Annotated in this window: 23 protein-coding genes and 1 pseudogene; 16 read left to right on the forward strand and 8 right to left on the reverse strand. The window is 64.7% G+C overall.

The annotated features are described in order from the left end of the window. The first annotated feature begins 443 nt into the window (after window positions 1–443). Together E1H16_RS12060 and E1H16_RS12065 are read left to right on the forward strand one after the other, a co-directional pair. Window positions 444–1,691: a LamG domain-containing protein gene (locus E1H16_RS12060; protein WP_134324130.1), complete on the forward strand. Its 1,248-nt coding sequence runs from the start codon at window positions 444–446 to the stop codon at window positions 1,689–1,691. 45 nt (window positions 1,692–1,736) lie between these two features. Further along, the gene (locus E1H16_RS12065; protein ID WP_134324131.1) at window positions 1,737–2,645 is read left to right on the forward strand and encodes a ribokinase; all 909 of its coding nucleotides are present in this window, start codon (window positions 1,737–1,739) and stop codon (window positions 2,643–2,645) included. A 259-nt stretch (window positions 2,646–2,904) separates the two neighbouring features. Here E1H16_RS12065 and E1H16_RS12070 read toward each other — a convergent pair whose 3' ends face one another. Then, on the reverse strand, window positions 2,905–3,513 hold the full coding sequence (locus tag E1H16_RS12070) for a hypothetical protein (RefSeq protein ID WP_134324132.1): 609 nt from the start codon (window positions 3,511–3,513) through the stop codon (window positions 2,905–2,907). A 109-nt stretch (window positions 3,514–3,622) separates the two neighbouring features. On the opposite strand from E1H16_RS12070, the gene E1H16_RS12075 reads away from it, so the two are divergent. The 6 genes from E1H16_RS12075 to E1H16_RS12100 all read left to right on the forward strand — a co-directional run bounded on the left by E1H16_RS12075 (window position 3,623) and on the right by E1H16_RS12100 (window position 9,231). After that, window positions 3,623–4,315 carry an LppX_LprAFG lipoprotein gene (locus tag E1H16_RS12075; protein ID WP_166741745.1) on the forward strand — a complete coding sequence of 231 codons (693 nt, stop codon included), beginning with the start codon at window positions 3,623–3,625 and terminating at the stop codon, window positions 4,313–4,315. Further along, complete coding sequence (locus E1H16_RS12080) at window positions 4,296–6,107, forward strand: MFS transporter (protein WP_134324134.1); 1,812 nt, start codon at window positions 4,296–4,298, stop codon at window positions 6,105–6,107. Before E1H16_RS12075 ends, E1H16_RS12080 begins: the two co-directional genes overlap by 20 nt. A 77-nt stretch (window positions 6,108–6,184) precedes the next feature. Further along, window positions 6,185–7,150, forward strand: a complete 966-nt coding sequence (locus tag E1H16_RS12085) for a L,D-transpeptidase family protein (RefSeq protein ID WP_134324135.1) — start codon at window positions 6,185–6,187, stop codon at window positions 7,148–7,150. Between the two features lie 40 nt (window positions 7,151–7,190). Beyond that, window positions 7,191–7,775, forward strand: coding sequence for a DUF2020 domain-containing protein (locus E1H16_RS12090; protein ID WP_134324136.1), 585 nt, complete (start codon window positions 7,191–7,193; stop codon window positions 7,773–7,775). A 142-nt stretch (window positions 7,776–7,917) separates the two neighbouring features. Further along, complete coding sequence (locus tag E1H16_RS12095) at window positions 7,918–8,439, forward strand: peptidylprolyl isomerase (protein ID WP_134324137.1); 522 nt, start codon at window positions 7,918–7,920, stop codon at window positions 8,437–8,439. A gap of 213 nt (window positions 8,440–8,652) precedes the next feature. Further along, complete coding sequence (locus E1H16_RS12100) at window positions 8,653–9,231, forward strand: rhomboid family intramembrane serine protease (protein ID WP_134324138.1); 579 nt, start codon at window positions 8,653–8,655, stop codon at window positions 9,229–9,231. A gap of 48 nt (window positions 9,232–9,279) precedes the next feature. Here the strand turns inward: E1H16_RS12100 and E1H16_RS12105 are convergent, their stop codons facing one another. Beyond that, entirely contained in the window at window positions 9,280–9,780 is a 501-nt protein-coding gene (locus E1H16_RS12105) for a CinA family protein (RefSeq protein ID WP_134324139.1), read from the reverse strand. Window positions 9,781–9,925: 145 nt separating this feature from the next. Further along, window positions 9,926–11,077, reverse strand: coding sequence for a MalY/PatB family protein (locus tag E1H16_RS12110; RefSeq protein ID WP_134324140.1), 1,152 nt, complete (start codon window positions 11,075–11,077; stop codon window positions 9,926–9,928). Window positions 11,078–11,194: 117 nt separating this feature from the next. Here E1H16_RS12110 and E1H16_RS12115 point away from each other — a divergent pair, with 117 nt between their 5' ends. The 5 genes from E1H16_RS12115 to E1H16_RS12135 all read left to right on the forward strand — a co-directional run bounded on the left by E1H16_RS12115 (window position 11,195) and on the right by E1H16_RS12135 (window position 15,989). Beyond that, a complete protein-coding gene (locus E1H16_RS12115; protein WP_134324141.1) occupies window positions 11,195–11,905 on the forward strand; it encodes a rhomboid family intramembrane serine protease in 711 nt (236 codons plus the stop codon). Between the two features lie 132 nt (window positions 11,906–12,037). Beyond that, window positions 12,038–13,189 carry a thiolase family protein gene (locus E1H16_RS12120; RefSeq protein ID WP_134324142.1) on the forward strand — a complete coding sequence of 384 codons (1,152 nt, stop codon included), beginning with the start codon at window positions 12,038–12,040 and terminating at the stop codon, window positions 13,187–13,189. A gap of 97 nt (window positions 13,190–13,286) precedes the next feature. Continuing rightward, a complete protein-coding gene (locus tag E1H16_RS12125) occupies window positions 13,287–14,048 on the forward strand; it encodes a 3-hydroxyacyl-CoA dehydrogenase (protein WP_134324143.1) in 762 nt (253 codons plus the stop codon). Window positions 14,049–14,143: 95 nt separating this feature from the next. Continuing rightward, complete coding sequence (locus E1H16_RS12130) at window positions 14,144–14,923, forward strand: enoyl-CoA hydratase (RefSeq protein ID WP_134324144.1); 780 nt, start codon at window positions 14,144–14,146, stop codon at window positions 14,921–14,923. A gap of 154 nt (window positions 14,924–15,077) precedes the next feature. Then, window positions 15,078–15,989, forward strand: a complete 912-nt coding sequence (locus E1H16_RS12135; protein ID WP_134324145.1) for an LLM class flavin-dependent oxidoreductase — start codon at window positions 15,078–15,080, stop codon at window positions 15,987–15,989. A 179-nt stretch (window positions 15,990–16,168) separates the two neighbouring features. Here E1H16_RS12135 and E1H16_RS12140 read toward each other — a convergent pair whose 3' ends face one another. Continuing rightward, the gene (locus E1H16_RS12140; RefSeq protein ID WP_134324146.1) at window positions 16,169–16,969 is read right to left on the reverse strand and encodes an SDR family oxidoreductase; all 801 of its coding nucleotides are present in this window, start codon (window positions 16,967–16,969) and stop codon (window positions 16,169–16,171) included. Between the two features lie 128 nt (window positions 16,970–17,097). Here E1H16_RS12140 and E1H16_RS12145 point away from each other — a divergent pair, with 128 nt between their 5' ends. Further along, window positions 17,098–17,871 carry an N-acyl homoserine lactonase family protein gene (locus E1H16_RS12145; RefSeq protein ID WP_134324147.1) on the forward strand — a complete coding sequence of 258 codons (774 nt, stop codon included), beginning with the start codon at window positions 17,098–17,100 and terminating at the stop codon, window positions 17,869–17,871. A 63-nt stretch (window positions 17,872–17,934) separates the two neighbouring features. On the opposite strand, the gene E1H16_RS12150 is transcribed toward E1H16_RS12145, so the two are convergent. The 3 genes from E1H16_RS12150 to E1H16_RS12160 form a co-directional block, all read right to left on the reverse strand. Continuing rightward, window positions 17,935–19,878 (reverse strand): sigma-54-dependent Fis family transcriptional regulator, encoded by a 1,944-nt coding sequence (locus E1H16_RS12150; RefSeq protein ID WP_134324148.1) that lies wholly within the window; start codon window positions 19,876–19,878, stop codon window positions 17,935–17,937. A gap of 268 nt (window positions 19,879–20,146) precedes the next feature. Then, window positions 20,147–21,304, reverse strand: coding sequence for an LLM class flavin-dependent oxidoreductase (locus E1H16_RS12155; RefSeq protein ID WP_134324149.1), 1,158 nt, complete (start codon window positions 21,302–21,304; stop codon window positions 20,147–20,149). Between the two features lie 176 nt (window positions 21,305–21,480). Next, a complete protein-coding gene (locus tag E1H16_RS12160; RefSeq protein WP_134324150.1) occupies window positions 21,481–23,058 on the reverse strand; it encodes an ABC transporter substrate-binding protein in 1,578 nt (525 codons plus the stop codon). A 364-nt stretch (window positions 23,059–23,422) separates the two neighbouring features. On the opposite strand from E1H16_RS12160, the gene E1H16_RS19040 reads away from it, so the two are divergent. Beyond that, the gene (locus E1H16_RS19040; protein WP_424948526.1) at window positions 23,423–23,827 is read left to right on the forward strand and encodes an Abi family protein; all 405 of its coding nucleotides are present in this window, start codon (window positions 23,423–23,425) and stop codon (window positions 23,825–23,827) included. Between the two features lie 634 nt (window positions 23,828–24,461). On the opposite strand, the pseudogene E1H16_RS12170 reads toward E1H16_RS19040, so the two are convergent. Then, window positions 24,462–24,698: pseudogene (locus E1H16_RS12170) on the reverse strand (recombinase family protein); the annotation flags it as partial. 493 nt (window positions 24,699–25,191) lie between these two features. Here E1H16_RS12170 and E1H16_RS12175 point away from each other — a divergent pair. Beyond that, entirely contained in the window at window positions 25,192–25,419 is a 228-nt protein-coding gene (locus tag E1H16_RS12175) for a hypothetical protein (RefSeq protein WP_134324151.1), read from the forward strand. Window positions 25,420–25,548 lie beyond the last annotated feature (129 nt).

The following is a 25,548-nucleotide window of genomic DNA, read 5'->3' on the forward strand; positions in this document are numbered from 1 at the left end:
GTAGTCCCCGGGTTGGCGTCGATGGGTGAGCCATCTTAGGAAGCCGTCGACGTGCTGATCCACTCCGCACCCCACCGTCGCGGGCATACTCGAGGACGACCGCGACGACCTCCACGCATTCGTGGAGTTCCCGCGCATTGTCTGTAGCTGCGGGAAATCACCCACGCTGCGCGGGATTGCTTCCGCGCACCGGGCCCAAGCCGGAACAGGTCAGTGCAATCGCCCCCGCGACATCAAGCCCGACCTGGATGATTGATTCGGTTTGGTGACCATCGGCGTTCGCGCCGGGTTAGGCGGAGACGACTTGGCCGGGAGGTTCCCGACGAGGGCGATCGCGCGGACGTGCGATCGCGGTGTGGGCGACGCGCCCGTTCGGTAACAACACGTCAACAGGTGGGCCGAACACGCACCGAATCGGCGCGAACTGGTCAAGAATCGACTCCATGAGTTCGGATGATCCGCAGACGCCTGATGACCACCGGGGCGATGCCACCGAACTCGAGGCGGATTCCCCCCAGGACGGTGCTCAAGTCCAGCCCGATAGCGGCGAGTCTGGCGACGGCACGAATGAGCGCGACGTCGATGCCGATCGCGTCGATGCCGATCGCGATGATGCCGAGAACATTGATCCCGGTGCCGTGGTTTCTGGTGCGGACAGTTCTGGTGCGGTCTATTCCGGTCTCGACCAGGCGGACGGCTCTGGTGCGTTTGACTCCGGTCTTGACGAAGACGCGGACGATGAAGACGAGGACGACGACGATGATTCGTTGTGGATCTCCGATGAATCGGACCAGGGCGGCTACGTGGAGATCAGCCGGTCAGGCCCAGGTTGGGCGATGTCCCGCTGGATCATCAGTGCGGCAGTCGCCGCCGTTGTCGTGATCGGGTGCTTTGTGCTTATCCCGCGCATGTTCAGCCCGAGCGACTCGCCAGCGAACGCTGGAAAGTCAGGCGCGCCGGCGAGCGAGGGTTCACTGTCTGCTGCGCCGAGTTCGGCGGCGCCGACGCTGACGTACCCGGAGGTCGTGGCGCAGTCTGGACCCGTGCATTACTGGCAGTTCGAACTAGAGGATGCCGGCGGCGATTCCGTCGGCGAGGCTCAACTCGAAATAGGTGCCGAGGCCGCCGTACTCGGTTCTTCGGCGTACGTCGGTGGATCGGGATCGGTCGATTGCAGTGGCACCTGGGGATCACGCGCGCCATCGACGCTCGCCGAGACGCCAGCCGGTGATTTCACGATCGAGGCGTGGATCGACACCATTTCAAACCGCGGCGGGCCGATAGTCACTTTTGCGAACCCGATCACCGGCATGATGCCGGACCGCGTGCTGTACGTCGGTGCCGACGGTCGCGCGTACTTCGGCGCGCTCGATCAGTTCGGCACGCCGTACTTCGCGATGAGTCCCGACACCGTGAACACAGGTTCCTGGCACCACCTGGTCGCCACCATGTCGAGCACCACCGGACTCACCCTCTACATCGACGGAAATCCGGTGGCCAACGAGCCTGCTGGAACCACCGTGAACAGCGTCGAGGGGTACTGGACCATCTGCGGTGACGCGCCGTCAGGATGGCCCTCCGACACCGGTCAGTCGGCATTTACCGGCACCGTCGATGACGTATCGGTGTATTCGAAGGCGCTGTCGCCGGAAGAAGTTAAGGCCCATTACGACGCCGCCGAGACCTCCTAGGTACGACGGGCCCCCTGGCGAGGACCGTCCTGCTAGGTTCGCGGGATGAGCGTGGTCGTCCTTGGTAGCGCGAATGTAGACGTGGTGATCGAACTCGATCGAATTCCGCGCCCCGGCGAAACAGTGATCACCGAGCGCTCCGCGCGCGGTCGAGGCGGTAAGGGCAACAATCAGGCAGTCGCGTCAGCTCGGGCAGGCGCCAGCACCACCATGATCGCCAGCGTGGGCGACGACGACAGCGGCGATTTTCTCATCGATGGAATGCGCGATGCCGGGGTGCACACGAGTTTGGTGCGACGCGTGCCGGATGAGACCAGCGGAACGGCGTACGTCATGCTCGATACGGAAGCCGAGAACGCGATCGTGGTTGTCGCTGGGGCGAACGCCGAGATGACCGAATTGCGCGAGGCCGAACAGCGAGCAATCGCCGATGCAGACGTCCTACTTATGCAACTGGAAATCCCAATGGCTACCGTCGTGGCCGCTGCGCGGCTCGCGCGGACGCACGGCACGTTCGTCGTCCTCAATGCCGCGCCCTACGCAGAGCTGCCGGATGAGCTCGTTGATGCGCTGGACCTGTTGATCGTGAACGAGCATGAAGCCGCGCTCGCCGCTGGCTCGTCGGGTCCTGCCGAGCAACTGGGCGCGAAGATCAACGAGCGCGTGAACGCGGTCCTGATCACGCTCGGTGCCGCTGGATCAATGCTGTGCCGATCTGGCGAGGAGCCGGTGAACGTCACTGCGCTGAAGGTAAACACCGTGGACACGACAGCCGCCGGCGATGCGTTTGTCGGCGTGTATGCGGCGGCGAAAGTGGCCGGTCACCACGAACGCAAATGTATCGAGCTCGCCTCCGCCGCTGCGGCGCTCGCCGTACAGCGCGAAGGTGCGGTGGCGTCGATACCGTCCCTTCCAGAAATTCTCGCCGCCGCGGAGCGCTACCCCACCGGCTGATGTGCCTACCCGCGTGGTCGCAAAAGACGCAGGAAAATCGGGTAGGCATCGCGCAGAGGCGGATGCCTAGCCATTTTCTCTGCGTTTTTTGCGGAGGTACGCCCGGGACCCAGACTTAGCGGAGGGGGCAACCCGGTAGGCGTCAGATCCGCGGCCGAGCGGCTGTTTGGCGTCAGGTACCGCGGCCGTGCGGCTGTTTTGCGTCCGATTCCGCGGCGGAGCGGCCGCGGATACTCGTCGATGAAGTTGGTTGGCGTGCTTAGTTTCCGTCCGCGTCGTCCTGGTTGGGCAGGGTGCCGTTCTCGCCCGGGAACCCCCCACCGTTACCGCTCGTGGTGCTCGCGTCGTCATCCCCGCTGGGTGCGTCCGAATCATCGGTTGTCTCGTCATCGTCGGTGGCGTCACCACCGCCGGTGCCGCCCTGGTCGCCGCCTTGGTTCCCACCCTGATTCCCGCCTTGGTTTCCGTCCTGATTGCCGCCTTGCCCGCCACCGTTCTGGTCACCGCCGGAGGGCGCATTGGGCAAGCTGGGGAACGGAATACTTCCCTGACTGGGGCCCGGTTCCGTCGTTTCGGTTCCTAAACCACCGCCGTCGGTGCCAGGTTCGCTGTCGGTGGTCTCCTCAGATGAGGATTCAGACGACTCGGACGACGAGGAGTTCGACGGTGGCGGCGCCGGGTCGTCCTCGGTGAGTTCGGTGACCAGTAGGTAGCCGCCGCCGATCAGTAACAAACCCACGACGAGACCGATCACCAGCGCCGCCCAGGACGGCAGTCCGGCACCCTTCTCCTCGCTGGGAGGTTGCTCGTCCTCGCCGGCGTCGACGCGCACGGGCGGCATCGAGCGCGTCGGGTCCTGGTTGTCCATGGTCAGCGTCCTTCTGAAGATGAGTGATCGGTTCTGCAGTTGCGAGCGATTGCGGCGTCCCAAGGTTCCCTGCACACCGATCCGTGAGCCGACAGACTACGCTGACCTTATGCGACGGCGATCCCTATTGATGGGTGTTCCGGTAGTCCTCGTACTGGCCGCCTGCAGCGGTAACGACGACGGATCGGTGCCGGACGGCGATCCGAACGAACTGGTTGCACAAGCCTCGACGTTGTTCGCGGACGCCGGATCGGTCGCGTTCAGCCTCAGCAGCGAGGACGTGCCAGACGATGTCAACGGCGTCAGCGCCGCCGAGGGATCGGGTGTGATCGATGCGCAGGAGCCGAAGTTCGCCGGCACGATCACCGGGCGGATCCAGGGGGTCAACGGAACGGTCGACATCATCGCGATCGGCACCGATACCTGGGCCAAACTCTTCACGCCTTCCTACGAGCCGATGGATCTCGTGGATCTAGGTGCACCGAACCCGGCGATGTTCTTCCATCCCACCGACGGGTTGCCGTCGCTGTTGGAGGCAACCACCGACCTTGCGATGGCGAAGCAGATCCGGGACGGGTCGGCGATCCTTACCCAGGTGACCGGCGCGATCGACGCGGCGCCAGTACATGACCTGCTGTACCTCGGCGATGACGACGGCGAGTACGACATCACCTTTGGCATTACCGAGGACGGCGATCTACGCACGATCACGTTGGTCGGTGACTTCTACGGAGATGGTGATTCGACGTACGCGGTAACGATGACCGACTACGGCGAGCCCGTTGACATCACCGAGCCGTAACGCGCTGCTGGCGACCGCGTCGATCGCGGTCGCACTGGCCGCCGCGGACACCTACGTCGTGGTGCTCGCGCTCACCGACATGATGGCCGGCGTCGGTATCGGCATCGATGCCTTGCAGCGTGCGACACCGATCATCAGCGGATTCCTGCTCGGCTACATCGCTGCCCTTCCCCTGATCGGGCGCATCAGCGACCTCATTTCCCGTCAGCGCGTGTTGCTGTGGTGCATGGCGATCTTCATAGCCGGATCGGCGCTGACTGCGCTCGCCCACGACTTACCTACGCTCGTTGCAGGACGGGTGATCCAGGGCGTTGGTGGTGGTGGTTTGATCCCGGCAACCCTGGCGATCGTGGGTGGGCTATGGCCGGCCGAGCGTCGGGGTGTGCCGCTCGGGATCGTCGGTGCCGTGCAGGAACTCGGCAGCGTGCTGGGGCCGCTGCTGGGCGCTATCGTCCTCGCCGTTGCCGACTGGCGAATGATTTTCTGGCTTAATGCCGTCCTTGGGGTCGCGCTCGCCGTCGTGATGGCGCTCCTCGGCGGCGTCGGGCGACGTGCCGCCGGCTTCGCCCCGGACTCCGCCGGCGGCGCAACCGGCCTGGACTGCACCAGTGCGGATGCCGACGCGGACTCGGCCAACTGCGGCGCTGACCTGGACTCCGGCAGCGGCGATGCTCGGCGCCATAGCGAACGGCGAGTCCTCCGGTGGATTGCGGCGATGCTGTGGCTCGTGGGCTGCGCGATCAGCATGCTCGCCTTGATCGCGCCCGAGTCGCTGGTGACCTCTGTCGCGTACGGCGCCCCCTTTGTTCCATTTGGCGACGCGGACGCGCGGCTACTCACCCCGATCGGCGTGGTGGGCATGGGTGTGCTCGCGATCGCGGCACTCGTGACGGCAATCGGCGCGCGGCGAGTTCTGGCGCGCGCCGACATCGTCGGCGCGCTCTTGATCGGAGGCGCGCTGGGCTGTGTCATCCTCACCTTCGCCACCGCCGAGCCCGAAACCGAGATCGTCTCCGATACCGGATATGCCTTACTTCCGGTAGCGGTGTTGCTGGCGCTTGGTTACCTTCTGCATCAACGCCGCGCGGCGAACCCTGTTGTTCCACGTGAAACGTTCACCCGCCGCACTGTGCTGGCGCTGCTGGTGAGTTTGTTGGTGGGCGTGGCATTGGTTGCGGTCGTGGTTGATGTCCCGCTACTCGCTCGCCTTGGTTACACCGACGACCAGGTCGCTGCGGCTCTCGTGCTGTTGCGGTTCTTGGTTGCGGTTCCGGTGGGGGCACTTATCGGTGGTGTATTCGTGCGCCGCTTCGCGGACGGTGTGGTGATCGCTCTGGGGCTCGTGATTGCTGCGGGATGCTTGTTCGCGATGACAGCGTGGAGTGCCGAGACGTTGGCTACCGCTACCTCGTACGTGGTCCTCGTGCTTCTCGGACTGGGCATGGGCCTGACTCTCGCGCCGATCAACAACATTGTGCTGGCCCGTACCGCGCCAGAACTGCACGGGACGGCGTCGGCCATGGTCGTGGTCGCGCGGATGGTCGGCATGGTCGTCGGACTGGCTTTATTGACCGGGATCGGGCTGAATGCCTACTACCGCGAAGTCGCCGCGTTGCCCGATGCCACTGATGCCGATGCGCTACTGGATGCCGGGCTGGTGCAGGTCCATGCGGTCCTGTTCGGTGCCGCCATTGCGGCAGCGGTGGGTGCTGCGTTGGCCCTCGTCATGGGCGTAAGAAGCCAACGGCGCGGCGATTCCGAACCGGACGTCGTTACCGCCTCCATGCTGTGACGTTGCCATTTCGTGCTTGTCGTCGAGGCAGCGGTGTTGTTGCATGAACATGACTACTTAGCACAGGAGCCACATTCATGACAGCCACCCGCTCTCGCCTTGCGCGGCTGACCGCTACTTTCGGCACGATCGCCGTACTGCTCGGCGCGAGCGCGTGCGCCACTGACGCACCACAGGAGAACGCGGCTCCGAGCACCACGAGCAGCGCCCCCGCGCCGACGACGAGCGAGCCGGCGCCGACGACCTCTTCAGCGCCGAAGACGTCGGAGAAGAAGTCCGAGACGAAGAAGTCTGAGGCGCCCAAAGAGACTGTCACCTATATCGGTGGGCCAGAGTCGATCGGTCCGGGTGAGGAGGCTTACCTGTCGTTCACGGTCGAAACCCCGCACGAGGGTGTGCCGAACGGGAAGCTCACGTTGATCGTGGACGGTAGCGAGTACGCCACCGAAGCTCTCGACGATGGCGGCAACCTTACCTTCGCCGTCACCGACCTCGGCCCTGGCGAGCACACGTATCAAGGCAAGTTCCAGGGCAACAAGGCGTACAGCGCGAGTGACAGTAACACCGTCAGTTTCACCGTGCTGACCGCCGAGGAGGTTGCTGCGGCCGAGAAGAAGGCGGCCGAAGAGCAGGCAGCCAAGGAGGCCGCGGAGAAGGAAGCAGCTGAGTCCGCCGCGAACAACCCATGCCCACCGACCGCTGACGCCTGTGTCGATTTGACGAACAACACCACCTGGCTGCAGGAGAACGGCAAGATCACCGCTGGTCCGTACGCGCAGATCGCCGGGCGGGAAGGTCACCGCACGCCGCCGGGAAGTTTCACCGTGTTCTGGAAGAACATCGACCACAAGTCGACATTGTTCGACGATGCGCCGATGCCGTACGCGATCTTCTTCAACGGCGACATCGCGTTCCACGTTGGCGCGCTCGATGTCCCCTCGCACGGGTGCATTCACCTCAGCGAGTCCGCGGCGGTCACGTACTGGGATGCGCTGCAGGAAGGCGACACCGTGTACGTCTTCGGCGAAGCGCAGACCTACTAATCAACAGCGCATACCCACCAACTAGCAGAGACCGACAACCTTGAGCATCAACACGCGGCGTCTGGTGTCGTTGCTGCTACCGGTCGCCGTTTTGCTCGGTGCCTGTAGCAATGCCGACGATGCCACCGAGCCGTCCGATTCACCCGCGTCCGATTCACCCGCGTCCGCGTCATCCGGCGCCGCCTCGTCCGACGAGCAGTCGACCGAGCAGGCGTCGCCGACCGAGGTGCAGACCTCGACCGCGGCCGGTGAATGTCCGTATCTGTCGACTGAGGATGTCGCGGGCATCGTCGGTCAAATGATCCTCGAAACACTCGTCACCACGACAACCCCACCGACCGGACCGCTGCCCGGATGCACGTTCCGGACGTACGACGACGAAGCGGCGGCAAGCATCGAAACGCTCACTATTGAGGCCGGGACCGGACTTGAGCGCGCCCTCGAACTCGTGCCCGGCGGCAATCCGGTGGACGTCGGAGAAGGCGGGTCGGTACTGGTGCACCAGGGCCAGGCACAGACTCAACTCGCGGCGTTCGCCGGTACGACGATGGTCACGGTGACGATCAATCAAGAGAGTTCGCTCGAGGCCGAGGAACTGGCCAAACTCGTGCTCGCCGCCGGGTAAGCAACGCCCGGTCGTACCCCTTGAGCGAACATCTGCGGCGCGCAGTCGGCGCCCGTGCAACGATGGACCCAGACGCCGGTAGCGCTGCCCCCGGCCTGCTACGTGATCGTGCGTCGAAGAATCCAACACCGAAAGGCGACATATGTTCGCAACTCTGCACACTTCAGCTGGCGATGTCCGCATCGAGTTGTTCCCGAACCACGCTCCGAAGACCGTCAAGAACTTCGTCGAGCTCGCTGAGGGCGCCCGTGAATGGACCCATCCCGAGACGAACCAGAAGACCAGCGACCCGCTGTACAACGGCGTCATCTTCCACCGCATCATCAAGGGCTTCATGATCCAGGGTGGTGACCCGCTCGGTCAGGGCTTCGGCGGACCCGGGTACACCTTCGATGATGAGATCCACCCGGAGTTGCAGTTCAACAAGAAGTACCAGCTCGCGATGGCGAACGCCGGCAAGCAGGGTGGCCGCGGCACGAACGGCTCGCAGTTCTTCATCACCACCACGGCCCCAGACTGGCTCAACGGCAAGCACACCATCTTCGGTGAGGTTGCCGATGACGAGTCGAAGGCCGTCGTCGATGCCATCGAGGCAGTGCCGACCGGTGCTAACGATAAGCCGCTCACCGACGTGGTGATCAACTCGGTGACCATCGAGAAGTAGGTGTCACAACCGCCGTCTGCTCCAGCGCCGGGACCCGCTGAGGTTCCCGGCGCTGGCACGGTTTGCTACCGGCACCCGGATCGGCACACCGGTCTGGCCTGCACTCGTTGCGGTCGTCCGATCTGCCCCGATTGCCTGACCCCGGCCCCCGTCGGATTCCACTGCCCAGCGTGTGTGGCCGAAGGTCGTGCCTCGGTACGGCGTCCTTCGGCCATGCAGTTGCTGCGTCCGCGCTCGCGACCGGTCGTCACGTACGTGCTGATAGCGCTGAACGTGCTGCTCTACGTGATCACGGCCGCGCAGGCGAGCAGTTTGACCAGCAACCAGAACTCCGAGGTGTTCGTCGACCTGGCGATGCTCGGCATCCTCGTGGAGCACGGGGACTACTGGCGGCTGATCACCGCCACGTTCTTGCACTTCGGCTTAACCCACCTTGCGGTCAACATGCTGTCGTTGTATCTGATGGGCTCCAGCGTTGAGCAGGCGCTGGGCCGATGGCGCTATCTGGCCGTGTACCTCGTGTCGGGATTGGGCGGTTCACTCGCCGTACTGCTGTTCACCCCGAATGTGTGGTCTGCCGGTGCGTCCGGTGCCGTGTTCGGTCTGTTGGGTGCAGCGGCCGTGCTGATGATCCGTAACAAGCAGAATCTGAATGCGTTGATCGGAATCTTGGTGCTGAACCTGGCGATTTCGTTCATGCCCGGCATTTCGATGGCGGCGCATCTCGGTGGCTTGGCGGTAGGTGCCGCGCTTACTTATGGATTGGTCGCAGGTAAGAAGCTCCGCCGTTAGTTTCCGAGCGGGCAGCGATGATCCCGGGTCGTCCTCAGTCGGCGCGTCTCATGCTGCGCGGTGCCGTTGCCACTGCGCGGTGAGGCGTCGTCGTACCAATGTCAACGCATACGCCGTGACGTGACTTGCGACGTCGGGACCAACGAGGTGACGGGACTCGGCGAGCACGCCATCCTTATCCGCGACCGCGAAACACACCCGTCCCGACGGGTGGCCTAACGAGTCCCGCGCGCCGGTGACCGCCACGCAGAGGTCGCCGGCGAACAACGTGCGGGCGGCGGTGGCCATCTCGCGAGCGGCCTGTTCGCTGACGACAGACGAGGCGCGTACGCCGAGCACCTGCCGCTTGACCTGCTCGGTATCGGCGACGATCCCGCCGACATACCAATCCTGTGCGTGCCGCGAGTTGCCCATCCGCGACGAGATCCGTCCGTTGGTGAGGCATTCTGCGCTGGCGACTCGCACGCCGAGTCGCCGCGCGAGATCGCTGACCAGAGCCGCGAGGTTTATCTCCTCGCGCTCGCGTAATTCGTTGTCCACAGTGTTCATCGCGAACCGCCTTACCTTGGCGATCAAGGTACCCGCGATCGACGGTAAATGTAACCACCATCACAACCTGGTTCAATTCGAACCCAGCACGACCCCCGGCGTGCGTCGTCCGGTGACGTCGGTGGTCATCAGGTGGGTGAAGTTCTCAGGTGATGGACCCAATGCGGCCCATGGCTTCGCGCAGCACCTGCGGCGAGCACGCGAAGTTTATGCGCACACAGCCGCGCCCGGTCTGTGGTCCGAATCGCGGCCCGGCGTTCAGGGCTACTCGGGCGTCGGCGAGGATCCGCTGGTTTGGCGAGTCCCCCCAGCCGTACGCCGACACGTCCAGCCACGCCAAGTACGTCGCCTGCGGGGCGATATACCGCGCAGCCGGCAGGTGTTCGGAAATCAAGGAACCGAGTAGGTCGCGGTTCGCTGATAGTTCGGCGACAGCCTGATCGAGCCAGGTGCCACCCTCGTTCCACGCTGCGATCGACGCGAGCTGACCAAGGTGACCGGTCGACTCGAAGGTGTGCACGTGGATCTTGCGCACGGCGGAGTGCATCCGCGAACCCGCGGTGACAATCTGCGCGCACTTCAGCCCAGCGAGGTTCCAACCCTTGCTAGCGGCCAACACGCTGACGCCGACTTCTCGAGCCGCCTCGCTCACGGTCAGGAACGGCACGAACTGCGCGCCATCGAGCGCCAGCGGTGCGTGAATCTCGTCGGCGATCACCAGGACGCCGTACTCGGCGGCGATTTCGGCCACCGCGCGCAATTCGGCGATGTTCCAGGCACGCCCGACCGGATTCGCCGGATTGCAAAGGAGGAATGCGCGCGCGCCGGCGGCGAAGGCAGAGCGCAACCCGTCGAGATCCAGCCTCCACGACCCTTCCCCGCGCACCAGGGGCACGTCGACCAGTTCGCTGCCCACCGCGCCGGTCCAGATGTAGAACGGTGGATACACCGGTGAGCAGACGACGACACGGTCGCCGGGTTCGATGTTCTGTCGCAGCACTTCGGTCATGCCGACGCCGACGTCGGCCGCGGGATGGACTTGGGCGGGGTCGATCTGCCATCCCCATCGCGCGGCGGCGTACGACGCGAGCGCGTCCGGGAGTTGGCGATCCAGCGTGGGATAGCCTGTGTCGCCGATCCTGATTGCCTCGGCCAATCGCGCCGCGATCGGGGGCGCGAGGGCGCAATCCATCTCCGCAACCCACAGCGGCAGCACATCCGCGTCGTACTGCTGGTATTTCACACTTGAGCGGGAACGTAATTGCGGTGAATCGAGGTCGAAAATCGCGCTACTCATAACCCCATCATCGCGCGAGTGTTCGCCCGACGACGCACCCGGCGGGTGTCGTGCGCCCCTCGGCGGTGTGGGCCGATAGAGTGAACCGAGCACATTTACCGTGAGCAGGACGCCTGAATGACCTCCGCCGAACATCGCGTGGTCCGTAATGAGACCCGAAACTGGCTGCATCGGCCATGGATTCTTTCCGTTTCCACCGCCGTTGTGCTCACCATCATTTATGTATGGAACGCGATCTCGGGGCACTCGACGGTTAATGATCTGACCCCCGCGCCTGCCCTGTCGCGCTTTGCGTTGGTGCCCGAACGGGTGATCAACGGCGAGGTGTACCGGATGTTCACCGCGAACTTCCTGTACTCGAGTGTGTGGTCGTTGCTGGCCTCGGTGCTCACCCTGCTGGTGGTCGGCACTGCGGTCGAAGCCCGGTGGGGCGTACGCCGGTTCATCGGATCGGCATTCATCGCCTGCCTGGGCGCGACGATCCCCGTGCTCATCTTCGAGCCGACCGTCTCGCGGTGGGCGACCGGCAACGGCGCGGTGATGGCGCTGATCGGTGCGGCACTCATGGTGGCCTCGCGGGCCGGATACAACCGGTGGGCGATCATCATCGTCGCGCTGGTCGACGCCGTGGTCTACGTCTGGTTCACCCCGGAGTCGAGCGTGTTCGCGCCGCTCGGCGGCGTGTTGACCGGCGCGATCATTGCCGGCCTGCTGATGGCTGCCCCCGACGATCGGCGGCGCAACAAGATCCAGGCGATATCTATGGTGTCGTTCGGGCTCCTGCTGTGCATCATCACCTTGGTGTTCATCCTGACCGTCGACGCGTGAGCTGCCCCCGCGCGCAGTGACGTCGGTAGTGTCCCGCGTCACGTTGCCACGATATAGGGCCTATTGGTGAACATGACACACGTGTCATATAGTCGCGAGTGGATCTCTATTTCCAATCTGGAGGCACCTGTCATGCGTGACGCCGTCATTGTTGAATCTGTCCGTACTCCGGTCGGGAAGCGCGGCGGGGGTCTCTCCGGCGTCCACGCCGCCGACCTGTCCGCCGTCGTCCTCAAGGCCGTTGCTGAGCGCAGCGGCGTGAGCCCCGAGCTCATCGACGACGTCATCTGGGGTTGTGTTTCGCAGGTAGGCGAGCAGACCGCTGACATCGGCCGCAACTCGGTGCTGACCGCCGGCTGGCCCGAGTCGATCCCCGGCGTGACCGTGGACCGTCAGTGTGGTTCCTCGCAGCAGGCGCTCGCGTTCGCTGCGGCCGGTGTCATCGCCGGCCACTACGACATCGCCGTCGCCGGTGGCGTCGAGATGATGTCGCGTGTGCCGATGGGTTCGACCGCCGTGAAGGAGTTCGGCCAGCCCTACTCCCCGGCCTACCTGGACCGCTACGACCAGACCCGCCCGAACCAGGGCATCGGCGCTGAGATGATCGCCGAGAAGTGGAACCTGAGCCGCACCGAACTCGACGAGTTCTCGATCCGCTCGCACGAGAAGGCCGCCGCCGCGCAGGACTCCGGCGCCTTCGAGTCGCAGATCATCCCGGTGGAGACTGCCGATGGCATCGTCAAGGCTGACGAGGGCGTACGCCGTGGGTCGACCGTCGAGAAGCTCGGTCAGCTGCCTGCAGTATTCAAGGAGGACGGCGTGATCCACGCCGGTAACTCCTCGCAGATCTCCGATGGCGCATCGGCCATGCTCGTGATGACCAGCGAGAAGGCCAAGGAGCTGGGCCTGAAGCCGCTCGTTCGCGTGCACACCACCGTGCTCGCCGGCGGCGATCCGATCATGATGCTGCACGTGCCGATCGCCGCGACCCACAAGGCGATCGAGCGCTCCGGCCTGTCGGTCGACCAGATCGGCGCCTTCGAGGTCAACGAGGCGTTCGCTCCGGTTCCGATGGCGTGGCTGAAGGAAACGGGCGCCGCTGAGGAACGCCTGAACCCCAACGGTGGCGCGATCGCTCTGGGTCACCCGCTGGGTGGCTCGGGTGGCCGCCTGATGGCGACCCTGGTGCACCACATGGTGAACAACGACATCCAGTACGGCTTGCAGACCATGTGCGAAGGTGGCGGCCAGGCTAACGCCACCATCCTCGAGCTCATCAAGTAACTTTCGATCCGCGGCGGGCGCGGGCCGGCTATTCGCGAGATAGCTATCCCGCACCCACCGCAGATCGCCAGTAACACTCACTACGCCAAGGAGAAGTATGGATATCAACGGGAAGGTCGCCGTTGTCACCGGTGGCGCGTCGGGTCTCGGCCTGGCGACCACCAAGAAGTTTGTGTCGCTCGGTGCCAAGGTCGTCATCATCGACGTCCAGGACGATAAGGGCGCCGAGGCCGTTAAGGAACTGGGCGACGCCGTCCGTTTCGTGAAGACCGACGTCACCAAGGAAGACGACGTCAAGGCTGCCCTCGACGTTGCTGACGAGCTCGGCGAGCTGCGCGTCGCGATCAACTGCGCCGGCATCGGTGGCTCCAAGCGCACCGTCGGCAAAGAGGGACCGTACCCGTTCGACCACTTCAAGCGCGTCGTCGAGGTCAACCTGATCGGCACCTTCAACGTCATCCGTCTGGCTGCTGAGCGCATGCTCAAGCACGATGCGATCGACGGCGAGCGCGGCGTTATCGTCAACACCGCTTCGGTTGCGGCGTTCGAGGGACAGATCGGCCAGGCGGCGTACTCCGCATCCAAGGGCGGCATCGTTGGCATGACGTTGCCGATCGCCCGTGACCTGAGCTCGATGATGATCCGCGTGAACACCATCGCTCCGGGCCTGTTCCTCACCCCGTTGCTGATGGGTGCTCCGCAGGAGCTGCTCGACTCGCTCGGCAAGCAGGTACCGCACCCGCGTCGCCTCGGTGACCCGAAGGAATACGGCATGCTGGCCTCGCACATCGTTGAGAACGCGATGCTCAACGGCGAGACGATCCGCCTCGATGGCGCGATCCGGATGGCGCCGAAGTAAATAGCACTCACGATGGGCAAGTCCTCCCCGGACTTGCCCATCGTCGCTAACTAGCCTTTTCGACCTGCTGTTACTCCCCTGCGGAAGGAACCGACATGTCCGAGACCGTCCTGACCGGCATCGCCGACGGCATTCTCACCATCACGATCAACAAGGCGGACCGCCTGAACGCGCTCGACGCGGCGACGGCCCGGACCATCTACGAGGCGCTGCTGGATGCCGACACGAACCCCGACGTACGCGTTGTCGTACTGACCGGCGCCGGTCGCGGCTTCTCCGCGGGCGCGGACCTGCAGCGCGACAAGGACGCCGAGGCTGATCCGAGCCTGGGCAACCTGCTCGATTACTGCAACCTGACCACCACGCTGATCAGCCGCCTGACCAAGCCGGTCATCTCCGCGGTGAACGGCGTTGCCGCCGGCGTCGGAGTGTCGTACGCGCTCGCTGCTGACATCACGATCGCGAAGGAGTCGGCGAGTTTCTTGCTGGCGTTCAGCCGCATCGGTCTGATGCCGGACGGCGGCGCGAACCTGTGGGTCGCCGCCAACATCGGCCGCGCTCGCGCGATGGATATGGCTCTGCTGGCCGAGCAGATCCCGGCACCGCAGGCGCGGGACTGGGGCATGATCTCCCGTGTCGTGGCGGACGACGACTTCGAGGCCGAGGTCGCCAAGGTCGCCGCGAAGTTGGCGAGCGGACCGACGCGTTCGTACGCGCAGACCAAGGCCGCGATCAACAAGGCGGCGCTGACTCAGCTCGACGTCACGATCGAGCGCGAGGTCGCCGGTCAGACGCAGCTCCTGCAGACCAAGGACAACGCTGAGGGTGTGGCTGCGTTCCTGGAGAAGCGTCCGGCGAAGTTCACCGGTCAGTAGGTTTTAGTCGTGCGCGCGGCGTACTCGGCGGGCAGGTCCCGTCGGGTGCGCCGCGTTCGTCTTGCCTGTGGATAACGCAGAACTACACGTCTGTAGTTATCCACCGTAGTTATCCACAGTGTGCATAACTACAGCAATGTAATTCGGGGGATTCATGAGGATTGGCATCACATTCGGCCGGGATCAGGACCGGACGGCGATAGAGGCGGTACGGGCCGAGGAGGCCGGGTTTGACCTGGTTGCCTCTGGCGAGCACATGTTCTTCCATGGCCCTGTCGCCAACGGGCTGATTCAGCTCGCAGCGGCCGCGGGAGCGACCTCTCGGATCCGGTTGCTCAGCGCGCTGACGATCGCGCCGCTGTACCAGCCCGCCGTACTCACCAAACTCGTGACCACTCTCGATCAGGTCTCCGGTGGACGCTTCGACCTGGGCATCGGCGTCGGTGGCGAGTACCCGCCGGAGTTCGAAGCCTCGGGGGTGAACGTCAAACAGCGCGGCTCGCGCACCGACGAGACGCTCGAGTTGATGCGGAAGCTGTGGAGCGGGGACGAGGTCTCCTTTGACGGCCGTTACGTGCAGGTCCCCGGCCTGCGGTTGCAGCCCGGCCCGGTGCAGCCCGGTGGGCCGCCGATCTGGCTTGGCGGCCGCAAGGAGGCAGCGATCCGTCGCGCGGCGCGATACGCCAGCGTGTGGATGCCATACATGTACTCGCCGGAGCAGTTGCAGCGTTCGTTGCAGCAGGTGCGAGAGGCGGCCAGCGAGTACGGCCGGTCGCCGTCCGCCGTCGCTGGTGCGGTGTACCTGTGGGGCGCAGTGGATAACGACGGCTCGCAGTCGCGACAGTGGGCCATCGACTACGTGAGCAAGGCGTACCAGCAGGACTTCACGCCGTTGGCCGACAAGTACCTGGTGCACGGATCACCGCAGCAGGTCACCGACCGGATCGGGCAGTACCTGGACGCCGGCGCCGAGACCGTCATCTTTGCCCCGGTCGGGGACGAAGCGTTGCGCTCGCAGATCGTGGACACCTTCGCCGAGGCTGTCGTCCCCCACCTACCCCGCTAATCCCAACCATCCGGATAACCCCGAATCATCCGGTCGCCGAAGGCGACTGGATCGGTCGTCGAGGGAGCGAGTAGAGCCACCGCAGGCCGAGCGTGTCCGTTATTCGCGCAGGAACCCGCGCGCTTCTACCCCGAGTACGGGGCAAAAGCGCGCGGGTTAATGCGCGAACTGGTGATCGACTAGTTGCCGCTGGCCTTGGCCTGCAGCCGGCGCATACCGCGCAGCCAGCGCTCGCGGTCGTTGGCCTTGCGCGCCATGTATTCACCGACCTCCGGGTGCGGCAGGATCAAGAACTGTTCGTCATTGACGGCCTTCAGCACGATGTCGGCGACGTCGTCCGGCTCCAGCACCGCGCCGGCGCCGGTGACGACGCGCGCGCCGACCGACCCGGACTCGGAGTCCTGGTTAAGCATGGCGGTGTTGACGCCTTGCGGGCAGAGGCAGCTGACGCCGATGCCGCGGTCGCCGTACGTGATGGACATCCAGTCGGCGAAACCCACGGCCGCGGCCTTCGTGGTCGAGTACGCCGCGGCACCGATCTGACTCAACAAGCCTGCCGCCGATGCGGTCGCGATGAAGTAACCGGAGCCACGCTCCAGCCATTCCGGCACCAGGAGGCGGGCCGCGCGCACGTGCGCGAGCGTGTTGACGTCAATGGTGCGCAGCCAGTCCTCGTCGGAGTCGCCGAGATCGCGCGGGCCGATAATGCCAGCGTTGGCGAAGTAAAGGTCGACCGGGCCGAAGGTCGTGCGGGTGTGCTCGATCAACTCGGCGATCGCCTCGCTGTTGCTCACATCCGCGGTACGGCCCGATACGCGGTCCGCCTTGTCACCGAGGTCGGCGATGGTGGCGGCGACGCCGGCTTCGTCCAGATCGACGGCCGTCACGCGCGCGCCGGAGGCGACCAGTTTGCGGGTGAGGGCGGCACCGATGCCACTGCCCGCACCGGTGACGATAGCGACCTTGTCCTTGACGTCCATTCGTTCAGCTCCTCATCTGCCCAACTCCGGGCTCCTGGCCGTACGTGCTGAACCTACGGTAAGCCGTAAGGCGAGCGAAACCCCGGTACGCTGCGCAGCATGAGGTCTGCTCGAGAGGGGTACGGCGGATGCGACTGACTTCCCTGCATTGCGGCACGATCACCAGCACTATGGGCGATCCACCCGACCCGCTTCAGTTGCCGATCATGGCGTTCGTCATCGAAACCGGCGGCGAGGTGGTTCTGTTCGACACCGGTATGCATCCGCACGTGCGCACCCATCCGATCGACTATTGGGGGCGCATCGCCAAACGTCGACTGGTTCCTGATCTACCCGAGGGCGCCGACGTCGTGAGCCGACTCGCCGAGGCTGGTTACGGCCCGCAGGACGTCACCGTGGTGATCAACTCGCACCTGCACAACGACCATGCGGGTATGAACCGATTCTTTCCGCATAGCCGCATCGTCGTCCGCCGGCGGGAGTGGGACTACGCGATCACCCAGATGGACGCCGATTCCAGTGGGTTCGTGCGTAACGACTTCTTCGATGAGGGCGCGCCCCCGGAGTTCATCGAGTACGACGATGAATGCGATCTGTTCGGGACCGGTGATCTGGTGCTCGTGTCGACTCCGGGCCACACGCCAGGGCACCAGAGCGCGAAGATTCGATTCGGCTCGGGATCAACCCACGTGTTGACCGGCGATGCGGTGTACGCGTACGACGACATCGCGTTACGCCGTCCGCCGGGGGTGACGACCGATCGGGAGGCCGCTATTGCGTCGATCGATCGGTTAGCCGATCTAGAAGCCGACGGCGCCCGCATTCACGTGTGTCACGATGCCGGCCACTGGGCGCACGTGCAGCCGACCGCCGTCGTGCACGAAGAGCCCACCACCAGCTAGTCGCCCGCCAGTACGGAGTTGACGTCTCGGCGCGATCGGACCGCGCCCGTCGCGCTGCGCGGATCAGAACGCGGGGGTGCTGTCGATCTTCAGCGCGCGTAGTTTGCGATACAAGGTCGAGCGGGCGAAGCCGAGCGCAGCCGCTGCGGCGAGTTTGTTCCCGTCGGCGTCCGCCAGCGCCGCGAGGATCGCCTCGCGTTCTGCGCGTTCGATCGGCGTCAGTTGGCCCACGGATTGCTGCAGCGACTCAGGCAAATGACGTTCGAGAAGTTCGGATCCGATACACGATTGTGCGGCGAGCGAGAGGGTCATCTGCAACTCGCGGACGTTCCCGGGCCAGTCGTGGCGTTCGAGTGCAATCGCCGCCGCCGGATGTAACCTCAGCCCGCGATTCGGTGCGATCTTCGCCAGCAATTCAGCGGCCAACTCGCGCACGTCGTGTGGGCGCGAGCGCAGTGGGGGTATCGCGACCGCATCGCCGAACACGCCCGCGAGCCGCGCCGGGTCGGCTGCGGTGGCCGCCAGCGGAATGCCTGTGGCCTCGGCAATCTCGACCACGTGACGCAGCGCGTGAAGTGTCGCCGCCGTCGCTTCATCACAGTGCCGCACCAACACCGCACGCCCGCCGGTGATCGCCGAGTTCGCGAGTTGGTCCCAGCCTGCAGAGGTCGCGTCGAGCAGAACGGGTACCGCGTCAGGCGCTCGAAGGTTCAGCACCGCGAGCGCGGCCCGGCGTCGTCCGCTGCCGGGTTCGCCGGTGATCACCACGGAGCGACGCGTGGCGACGACTCGCGCGAGTGCATCGCGAGCGGCGAGCGCCGGCGCTGACCGGCCGGTCACGCAGGTCGCGGACGAACTGCCCTCTTCGGGTGGGGGCTTATTGGGTCCGCGCTTGTCCGATCCAGTGCCGGCGGCTCCGGGTCGTGTGGATCGCAGTCGTGTGGATTGCAGTTTTGTGGATCGCAGCTGTGCGGCGTGGGGTTTGGGGGCTTGGGGTTGTGCGGATGGGGGTTGCGTGGCTTGGGGCTGGGCGACCTGGACGGCTGCCGCGATGTCGTGAGAGGTGCTTGATATGTCGCTGGGCATGGCGTCGAGGACAATCAGCGCGCCGGCGGCGCGCCCGCGCTCGCCGATCCGGGCTGCGTTCGCCCGTACGACCTGACCGTCGGTGAGAGTGAGCCGCTCGCTGACGGAATCGTGGGCTTGCAGCGCCGGCGCAGCCCAGAACCACAGCAGGTCGCGATCCGCGCGCTCGAGCAGCGCGGAGGCGGCCGGGTTGCAGATGAAGACGTCCACCCCGACAGCGACCAGCGGGCGGGAGGTCCGTTTCGAGCGCGAAACGAAACTGTCCAACACCATCCGCTCGGTTTGCGATGCGGCCTCGCGCAGTCGTTGCTCGATGTCGTGGATAGCGCGCGTGAGCACTGAGCGCGCGAACGGGCTGTATTCGTCGAGACTGCACGTGAGGTTCAGGCCGCCCTCGATCGTGTTGTGCACGGGATGACGAATGGGCGCGGCGATACACACGAACGATTGCAGGCTGTCGCGGAAATGCTCAGCACCGCGCACCTCGAACAGTCGCTCCTCCTCAAGGGCGCACCCGATCCCGTTGGTGCCGACGTACTCCTCAGCAAACACGAATCCGGGTGCGACATTGTGCCGATCGAGGTTGTGCATCCAGGAACGCGTTCCGACGCGGCGGTCGACGATCCGCGCGTCGCTGTCCGCGAGTAGCACCGTGCCGTTCGTATCGGCCAACTCGTCGGCGAGCGCATCGAGGATCGGGCTGGCGGCAGCAAGCAGGCGTCGTTTGGTCGGGCCGTCGGTGACGTACGGCAGGTCGATTCCGGTGGGCTGTACGCCGCCGAGGAGCGAACGCTGCCAGGAGTTGACGATGTCCGGACGAGGCAGCCGAGGGTGCCGTGCCTCGCGATCACGTGTTTGGAAGTCGCGTGCTGCGAGGTCCTCGAGCAAGAATTGTTCGCGTGTCCTCCGCATGTCGTTCATATGCGTTGGTCCTCGGATCTCAGGGCGCGCACATCTCAGGGGCTATACAGCCGGGAGCGCGCTAATGTGATCGGCATCATACCTCGCTGGATGTCGTTCCGAAGCCTTGCGAGCAGGACGGTGCCGATGATGAGCGATTCCCGCGCGGTTGTGCCCCGACTACGGGGCTGAAGGGCGCTACTTAATGCGCGAACAAGTATCTGCGTGTCGTGCTCGGTGGGCCGCTGGGTGAGCGATGCGCTCACCCAGCGCGCCACTTCTATGCCGACTATTCCTTCTTGCCGAAGTGCCGTTCGCTGGCCGCCGCGAGTGCCTTCTCCACCCGTCCGTCCAGCGACTCCCAGTCACCAATAGCTCGTTGCTCGGCCTGCACCAGCCGACCGGCGGTGCCCTGAAAGACGGGTTTGACGTGGTTGGCGATCAACTCGTAACTGCGTTTCATCGCGTCCGGGCGGGCCCACTCGTTGTGCATGATCAGGTAACTACCGAACCCGCCGTTGGATTGCTTCTGCAATCGCTCGATCTGGGCAATCGCGTCGTCCGGTGTGCCGATGACGCCGAGGCCGGTCTCATTAACCCACGCGATTCGTTCCTCGAAGGTTTCACCAGCCGCGCGGAAGTGCGGTACGGCGAGGATTTTCTGCGTGTAATGAGCCCAGTCCATCAGCCCGTACCTGACGTCCTCGATCGCCTGTTCCTTGGTCTCGGCGATGTGCATAGGTCCGACTAGGCGCCAGCGGGAACGGTCGGCGACCGTACCGAACTCCTTCGCGCGTTCCTCCACGACGTCCCAGTGCATAGCAAGCATGTCGAATCCGGCGGCCGCGGTCGCACCGACAGACAGCATCCCGAGGCCGTGCTTGCCGGCGATTCGTGGGCCGGTGGGAGAGGCGATGGCCGCGACGCCGATCTCGAAGTCGGTGTACGGCGTGTACTGCGATTTCGCCTCCCGCAATCGGTACCGGGGGGTTTCGACGGTCAGCGGCTCATCGCTGCGCAGCAGGTGCATCAGGACGTCGGTGTCGTCCTCCAGAGCGGTGCGCTGCTCCTCGATCTCGATCCCGATCATCTGTGCGTCGCCGGGTAGCGCGCCGGGGCCGAGGCCGAGCATGAACCGCCCGCGGGTCAGGTTGTCCAGGAAGATGGCGCGATCAGCCACCCACAGAGGGTTGTGGTACGGCAGCGACAGCACGCCTGTGCCCAGGTTGATGTGGCGGGTCTGAGTTGCGCAGTGCGCGATGAAGATCATCGGGTCGGGAATGATCTCGGTACCCGCCGAGTGGTGTTCGCCGATCCACGCCTCCTCGAAGCCGAGTCGATCGAGGTGCTGGATCACCTCGAGATCACGTTGGTAGGCGCTGATCGGATCTTGACCGGCCAAGGGGTGGAACGGCGCCATGAAGATGCCGAACTTCATTCGTGACATGAGCGGAAGCCTTTCGCGAGACATCGATAGGCCAATGGTGAACGCTCGGGAACGCGCGAGGTGTCCGATTTTGAGTCACACGTCACAACCGGTGCGGTGACGATACGTGGGCAAGAACGACGGAATGGACCGCTCGCGAGGCGAGCGATCCATTCCGTAGCAGCAAACTGGGTGGCCTACGCTGCGAGTGCAGCGTGACGCAGGTCGAGTACGCCATCCGGCAGCATTTGGACGCCCGAGATGTCAGGGCTGACGGCGGCGGCCATGTGTGCGATGCAGATCGGGATGACGTGCGGTGGGTTCGCCACCCACGCGTCCCAGTACTTCTCGTAAAGCGGCTTACGCTCCGCCGGATCCAGCGGCTCCGCCGCGGCGGTCGCGGCCGCATTCAACTCGGTGAAGTCGACCTCACCCGGGTTCAGCAGCGCATCCGGCGTCAGCAACCGCCCGTGTACGGCTTCCGGGTCGTTCAGCACGGTTGCCTGCGACACCCATGATTCGACTGATTTCTGGACGGCGAACTCTTCGACCATCTGTGCCGGGGGCTTGGGCTCGATATTCATCGTCAACCCGACTTCGCCGAGTTCCTGCTGGATCACCTCGGCAATCTTCTGGTAGATCGTGATGTTCGGCGGCACGGCCGTGAACTCGGTACCGGTCGCGCCGGCGTCCTCCAGGATCTTTGCCGCGGCCTCGGGGTCGTAGCCGAATACCTCGGAGCCGTCGCCCAACTTCTCGCTGTAACCCGGGCTCGTAGATCCGAACATCTGCACGCTGGGCGTGCAGTGTCCGTCGTAGATGCCGTCGGAGATCGCCTTGCGATCGATCGCCATATTCAGCGCCTTGCGAACCTCCGGGTCATCGAATGGGGGCTTCGCGGCGTTCACGATCATGTAGAGGAACAGCGGGCTTTCGCGGACGACGACCTGCATCCCGGCACCCTCTGAATCATTCAGCTGGTCGGGGTTGATCTGCGCGACGTCGATATCACCGGACTGCAGTGCGTTGAACCGGGATTGATCGTCGGCCATCAAGGTGTAGGTGATGGAGGCGACGTTCTGTGCCTGCGGATCCCAGTAGTCGGGCGACTTCTCCAACTCGACGGTGGCGCCGGGATTGATCTTCGTCGCCTGATAGGCGCCGATACCCACGGGCTTGGTCGCGAGCGTGCCGGCGTCGGCGGCCTTGGGCGAGACCATGATGCCGCCGCGGGACGCCAGCGACACCGCGAGCGTGCCTAGGCCTCCGTCGACATGAATCTTCACCGTTGACGCATCCACGACCTCGACGGAGGAGATCATGTTGAGTTCACCGGCGATCGCGCTGCCCTCCGCGATATTGCGCTCCAGGTTGAACTTGACGGCGTCCGCATCGAATGGCGTCCCGTCCGAGAACGACAAGCCCTCTTGCAATGTCAACACCATCGCGCCGTTGTCGTCGGCGGGTTCGAACGATGTCGCGAGCATCGGCTCGACGGCGCCGTCATCGCCGGTCATCAGCAGACGGTCGTAGACCGCGGTGTACGTCGTGAAGTCGGCGTTCGTCGTGCTCTCGGTCGGATCCCAACTCTGCGGAAGAACCGTGAACCCGGCATCGAGATGAGCGTCCGGATCGAAGTCAGCGGCGAGGTCGATCGCGTGGGGATACTCCTGGGTGCTCTTGTCCGGCGTCTTACTGTCAGCTCCGGAACAGGCAGTGAGCAGCAGACTCACCGCGGTGAGTGCAGCGAGCGGTAGGGCGGCACGAATCCGCATGGGGCCTCGTTTCAATACGACTGCGACGCGCGCTCAGGCGTCGGAGCAACTGGCAGCGATGTCTGGCCAACATCGCCGGTCGGCGCTCCGCAGAAGGGGCGCACCACCGGCCGCGCCGTCCGAAATGCGGAGTACGCGCAGCCTGTAGCAACGCTAGCGCCACGGCGTACGGCGCCGACATTGACAAACTCGAAAAGTTCCTCCGGCCAGCTTGGTGAAATCCACCGACAGGTTGATCGACCACCCGGCAGGCGATCCTCCGCCACCGGACCCTCGCCGGCTAGTGCGTCTCCACCGGCCGTTGATCGACATGTTGGCGATTTTGTCAAGTGGGCAGGGGTGAGGCGCCCGCTCTCGGTAGCGAATCGGGAGTGGGTGCCTCGGCCAAGGATCATCGACCGATCGAGGGGAGGAACGAACCCGAGCGCGCGGGCTCAGAGCGCCGCAGCTGACGAGCTGGCTCAAGGCGTTGTATCTTGTGCGCAACACTTGTGCTCATCACGGGCGGTTGTTCAATCGCGTTCACACGATCGCGCCGAAGCTTCCCAACCTGGGGCTCCATCCCGACCTCGACGCGGCTTCGACGGAATGGAACCGTACTTTCGCCCGACTTACCCTCGTCCAGTTCCTGTCGGACCGACTGGGCGTGGGGCGAAGCAGGATGCTCCCCGCTGTCGTGAAGAGCTTTCCTGCGGTGACGATCGTCCCGATCGCCCATATGGGGGTCCCTGACGACTGGCGGGCAAATCCACTCTGGGCAACGACCTGAGAGTGGTGTGAGCCAGACCGCCCTACGTGTGGCGACGTGGTGGAGTTCCGCCGCAACGTGCGACCTCGACGACAGATGGAGGATTCCCTGTGACCCATCATTCCGACTTGCCCGCGAGCGGGAGACGTCTGGGGGTCTGCCGTCCGGACGAGGTACTTGCGTCTCGCAGACGTCTCCATGATGAGACGAGAACCGACCACCGGCTCTGCACCGGTGATCGGGTCTCAGAATCTCTGTCTCGTTCGGCTGAGTCTCAGCAGGGGGTTTCTGCGATTCCTGGCTCTGTGTCGTCGAGGATCTCGAAGACTCGCTGTCCCGTCAGCGTGCCATGCTCGAGCAGCTCTTCGGCGTCCGCCGCGGGGCTCTGGTCAGCGGAAGCCGAGTGGCGGTAGGTCAGCTCCACGAGAAGCCCGCACACGGTGACGACCGCCAGGGGTAGGCCTCGTCGAAGTCCCAGTTCCGGTACAGGACGGTGAGGCCGTCGAAGCCGGACGTCCGCGGGCGCAGCGTGGTGTGCCGGAAGCGGCGCCTCATCGTCCACAGGCCCCAGCAGTACCCGGCCTCGTGATGGGCGCGGATGCAGTCCTAGCTCGGTCCCTCGTAGGTCATGCTGACGCCCACTGACGGTAGTAGGTCACCTTGGACCAGCAGACGGTCTTGGCCGCCTCGGCGACGTCAGTCCCTCGGTCTCGACCAGGTGCTGCACGGTGCGGACCCTTGCACGGACCTCGTCAAGGTCCACCGGTGGCCTGCCAAAGTGCACCCCGTGCGCCCTCGCTTCATCGACGCCGGCCTGGACGCGCTCCTGAATGAGTTCGCGCTCGTACTCGGCAAATGTCGCCATCAGGTTGAGCATCAGCCTGCCCTCGCGGGTGGACGCCCGGCAGGAGGTGCTCGAGTAGCGTGTTGTGGCGGTCCCTGAACCTTCTGGACTACTATGCGTTGCCTATTCTCGCACTGTGGGCTCAGAAGTTGGCGCCGCACGAGACGCCGCCGTCGCGAGCGGTTCACGACGTGCTCGTCGAAGCGGGTGCATGTCGTGCGCAGGCTTGCGGGTGAGAAATCCACCTCGGGTCCCTTGCTCACTCGCGTGCAGAACACTGGTCCGAATTCTGGATCGTGGACGTCGATCATCGGGGAACTTGACATACCCTTTCCAAGGCGCCACCGCGATCCTGGCGAGTCAGGTTCGGCAAGTTCTATTCGACTATCCAGCCTATTAACTGTAGTTACGCCGCAGCGGAAGTATTCGCCATACAGTTCGACGTGGCACTGTCAGAGTCAAGCGGTCGTGTCGTGTACGTAATAGCTGGACCAGCAGTGCCGGCTTTAATCGCAGCGGGAGCCTGGAACGTCCCTAGAGGGTGGAGTCGCTCGGCGTCGAGGTCGACTCGGAGTCCGATGTCGTTTCCTGGGTAGCGGTCGGTTTTCGTCACGTCGCACGCGATGAAGACCAGGGACCGATGGAGGCCCACTGGCAAGGATTCACCCTGTTACCGCGGGACCTCACCGCGCAACGCATCAACCCACCAGACGGGTACGCAGATCTCAACGGCAAACCAGTCGAGTCATGGCAACTACCTGGGGCTTAGGACAGGGCTGCAAGTCGGCGATGATCCGCAGCCGATAGTGGCCGGAGACGAAATGGATCGACGGTGGCTCATGAACTCAGGCTTCTCCTTGTCCTGATGTGCAGGTCAATGCTTGGCACTCCTGGTCTC

The sequence above is a fragment of the Cumulibacter soli genome, from assembly GCF_004382795.1.
In the GTDB taxonomy this organism is placed as follows: Bacteria; Actinomycetota; Actinomycetes; order Mycobacteriales; family Antricoccaceae; genus Cumulibacter; species Cumulibacter soli.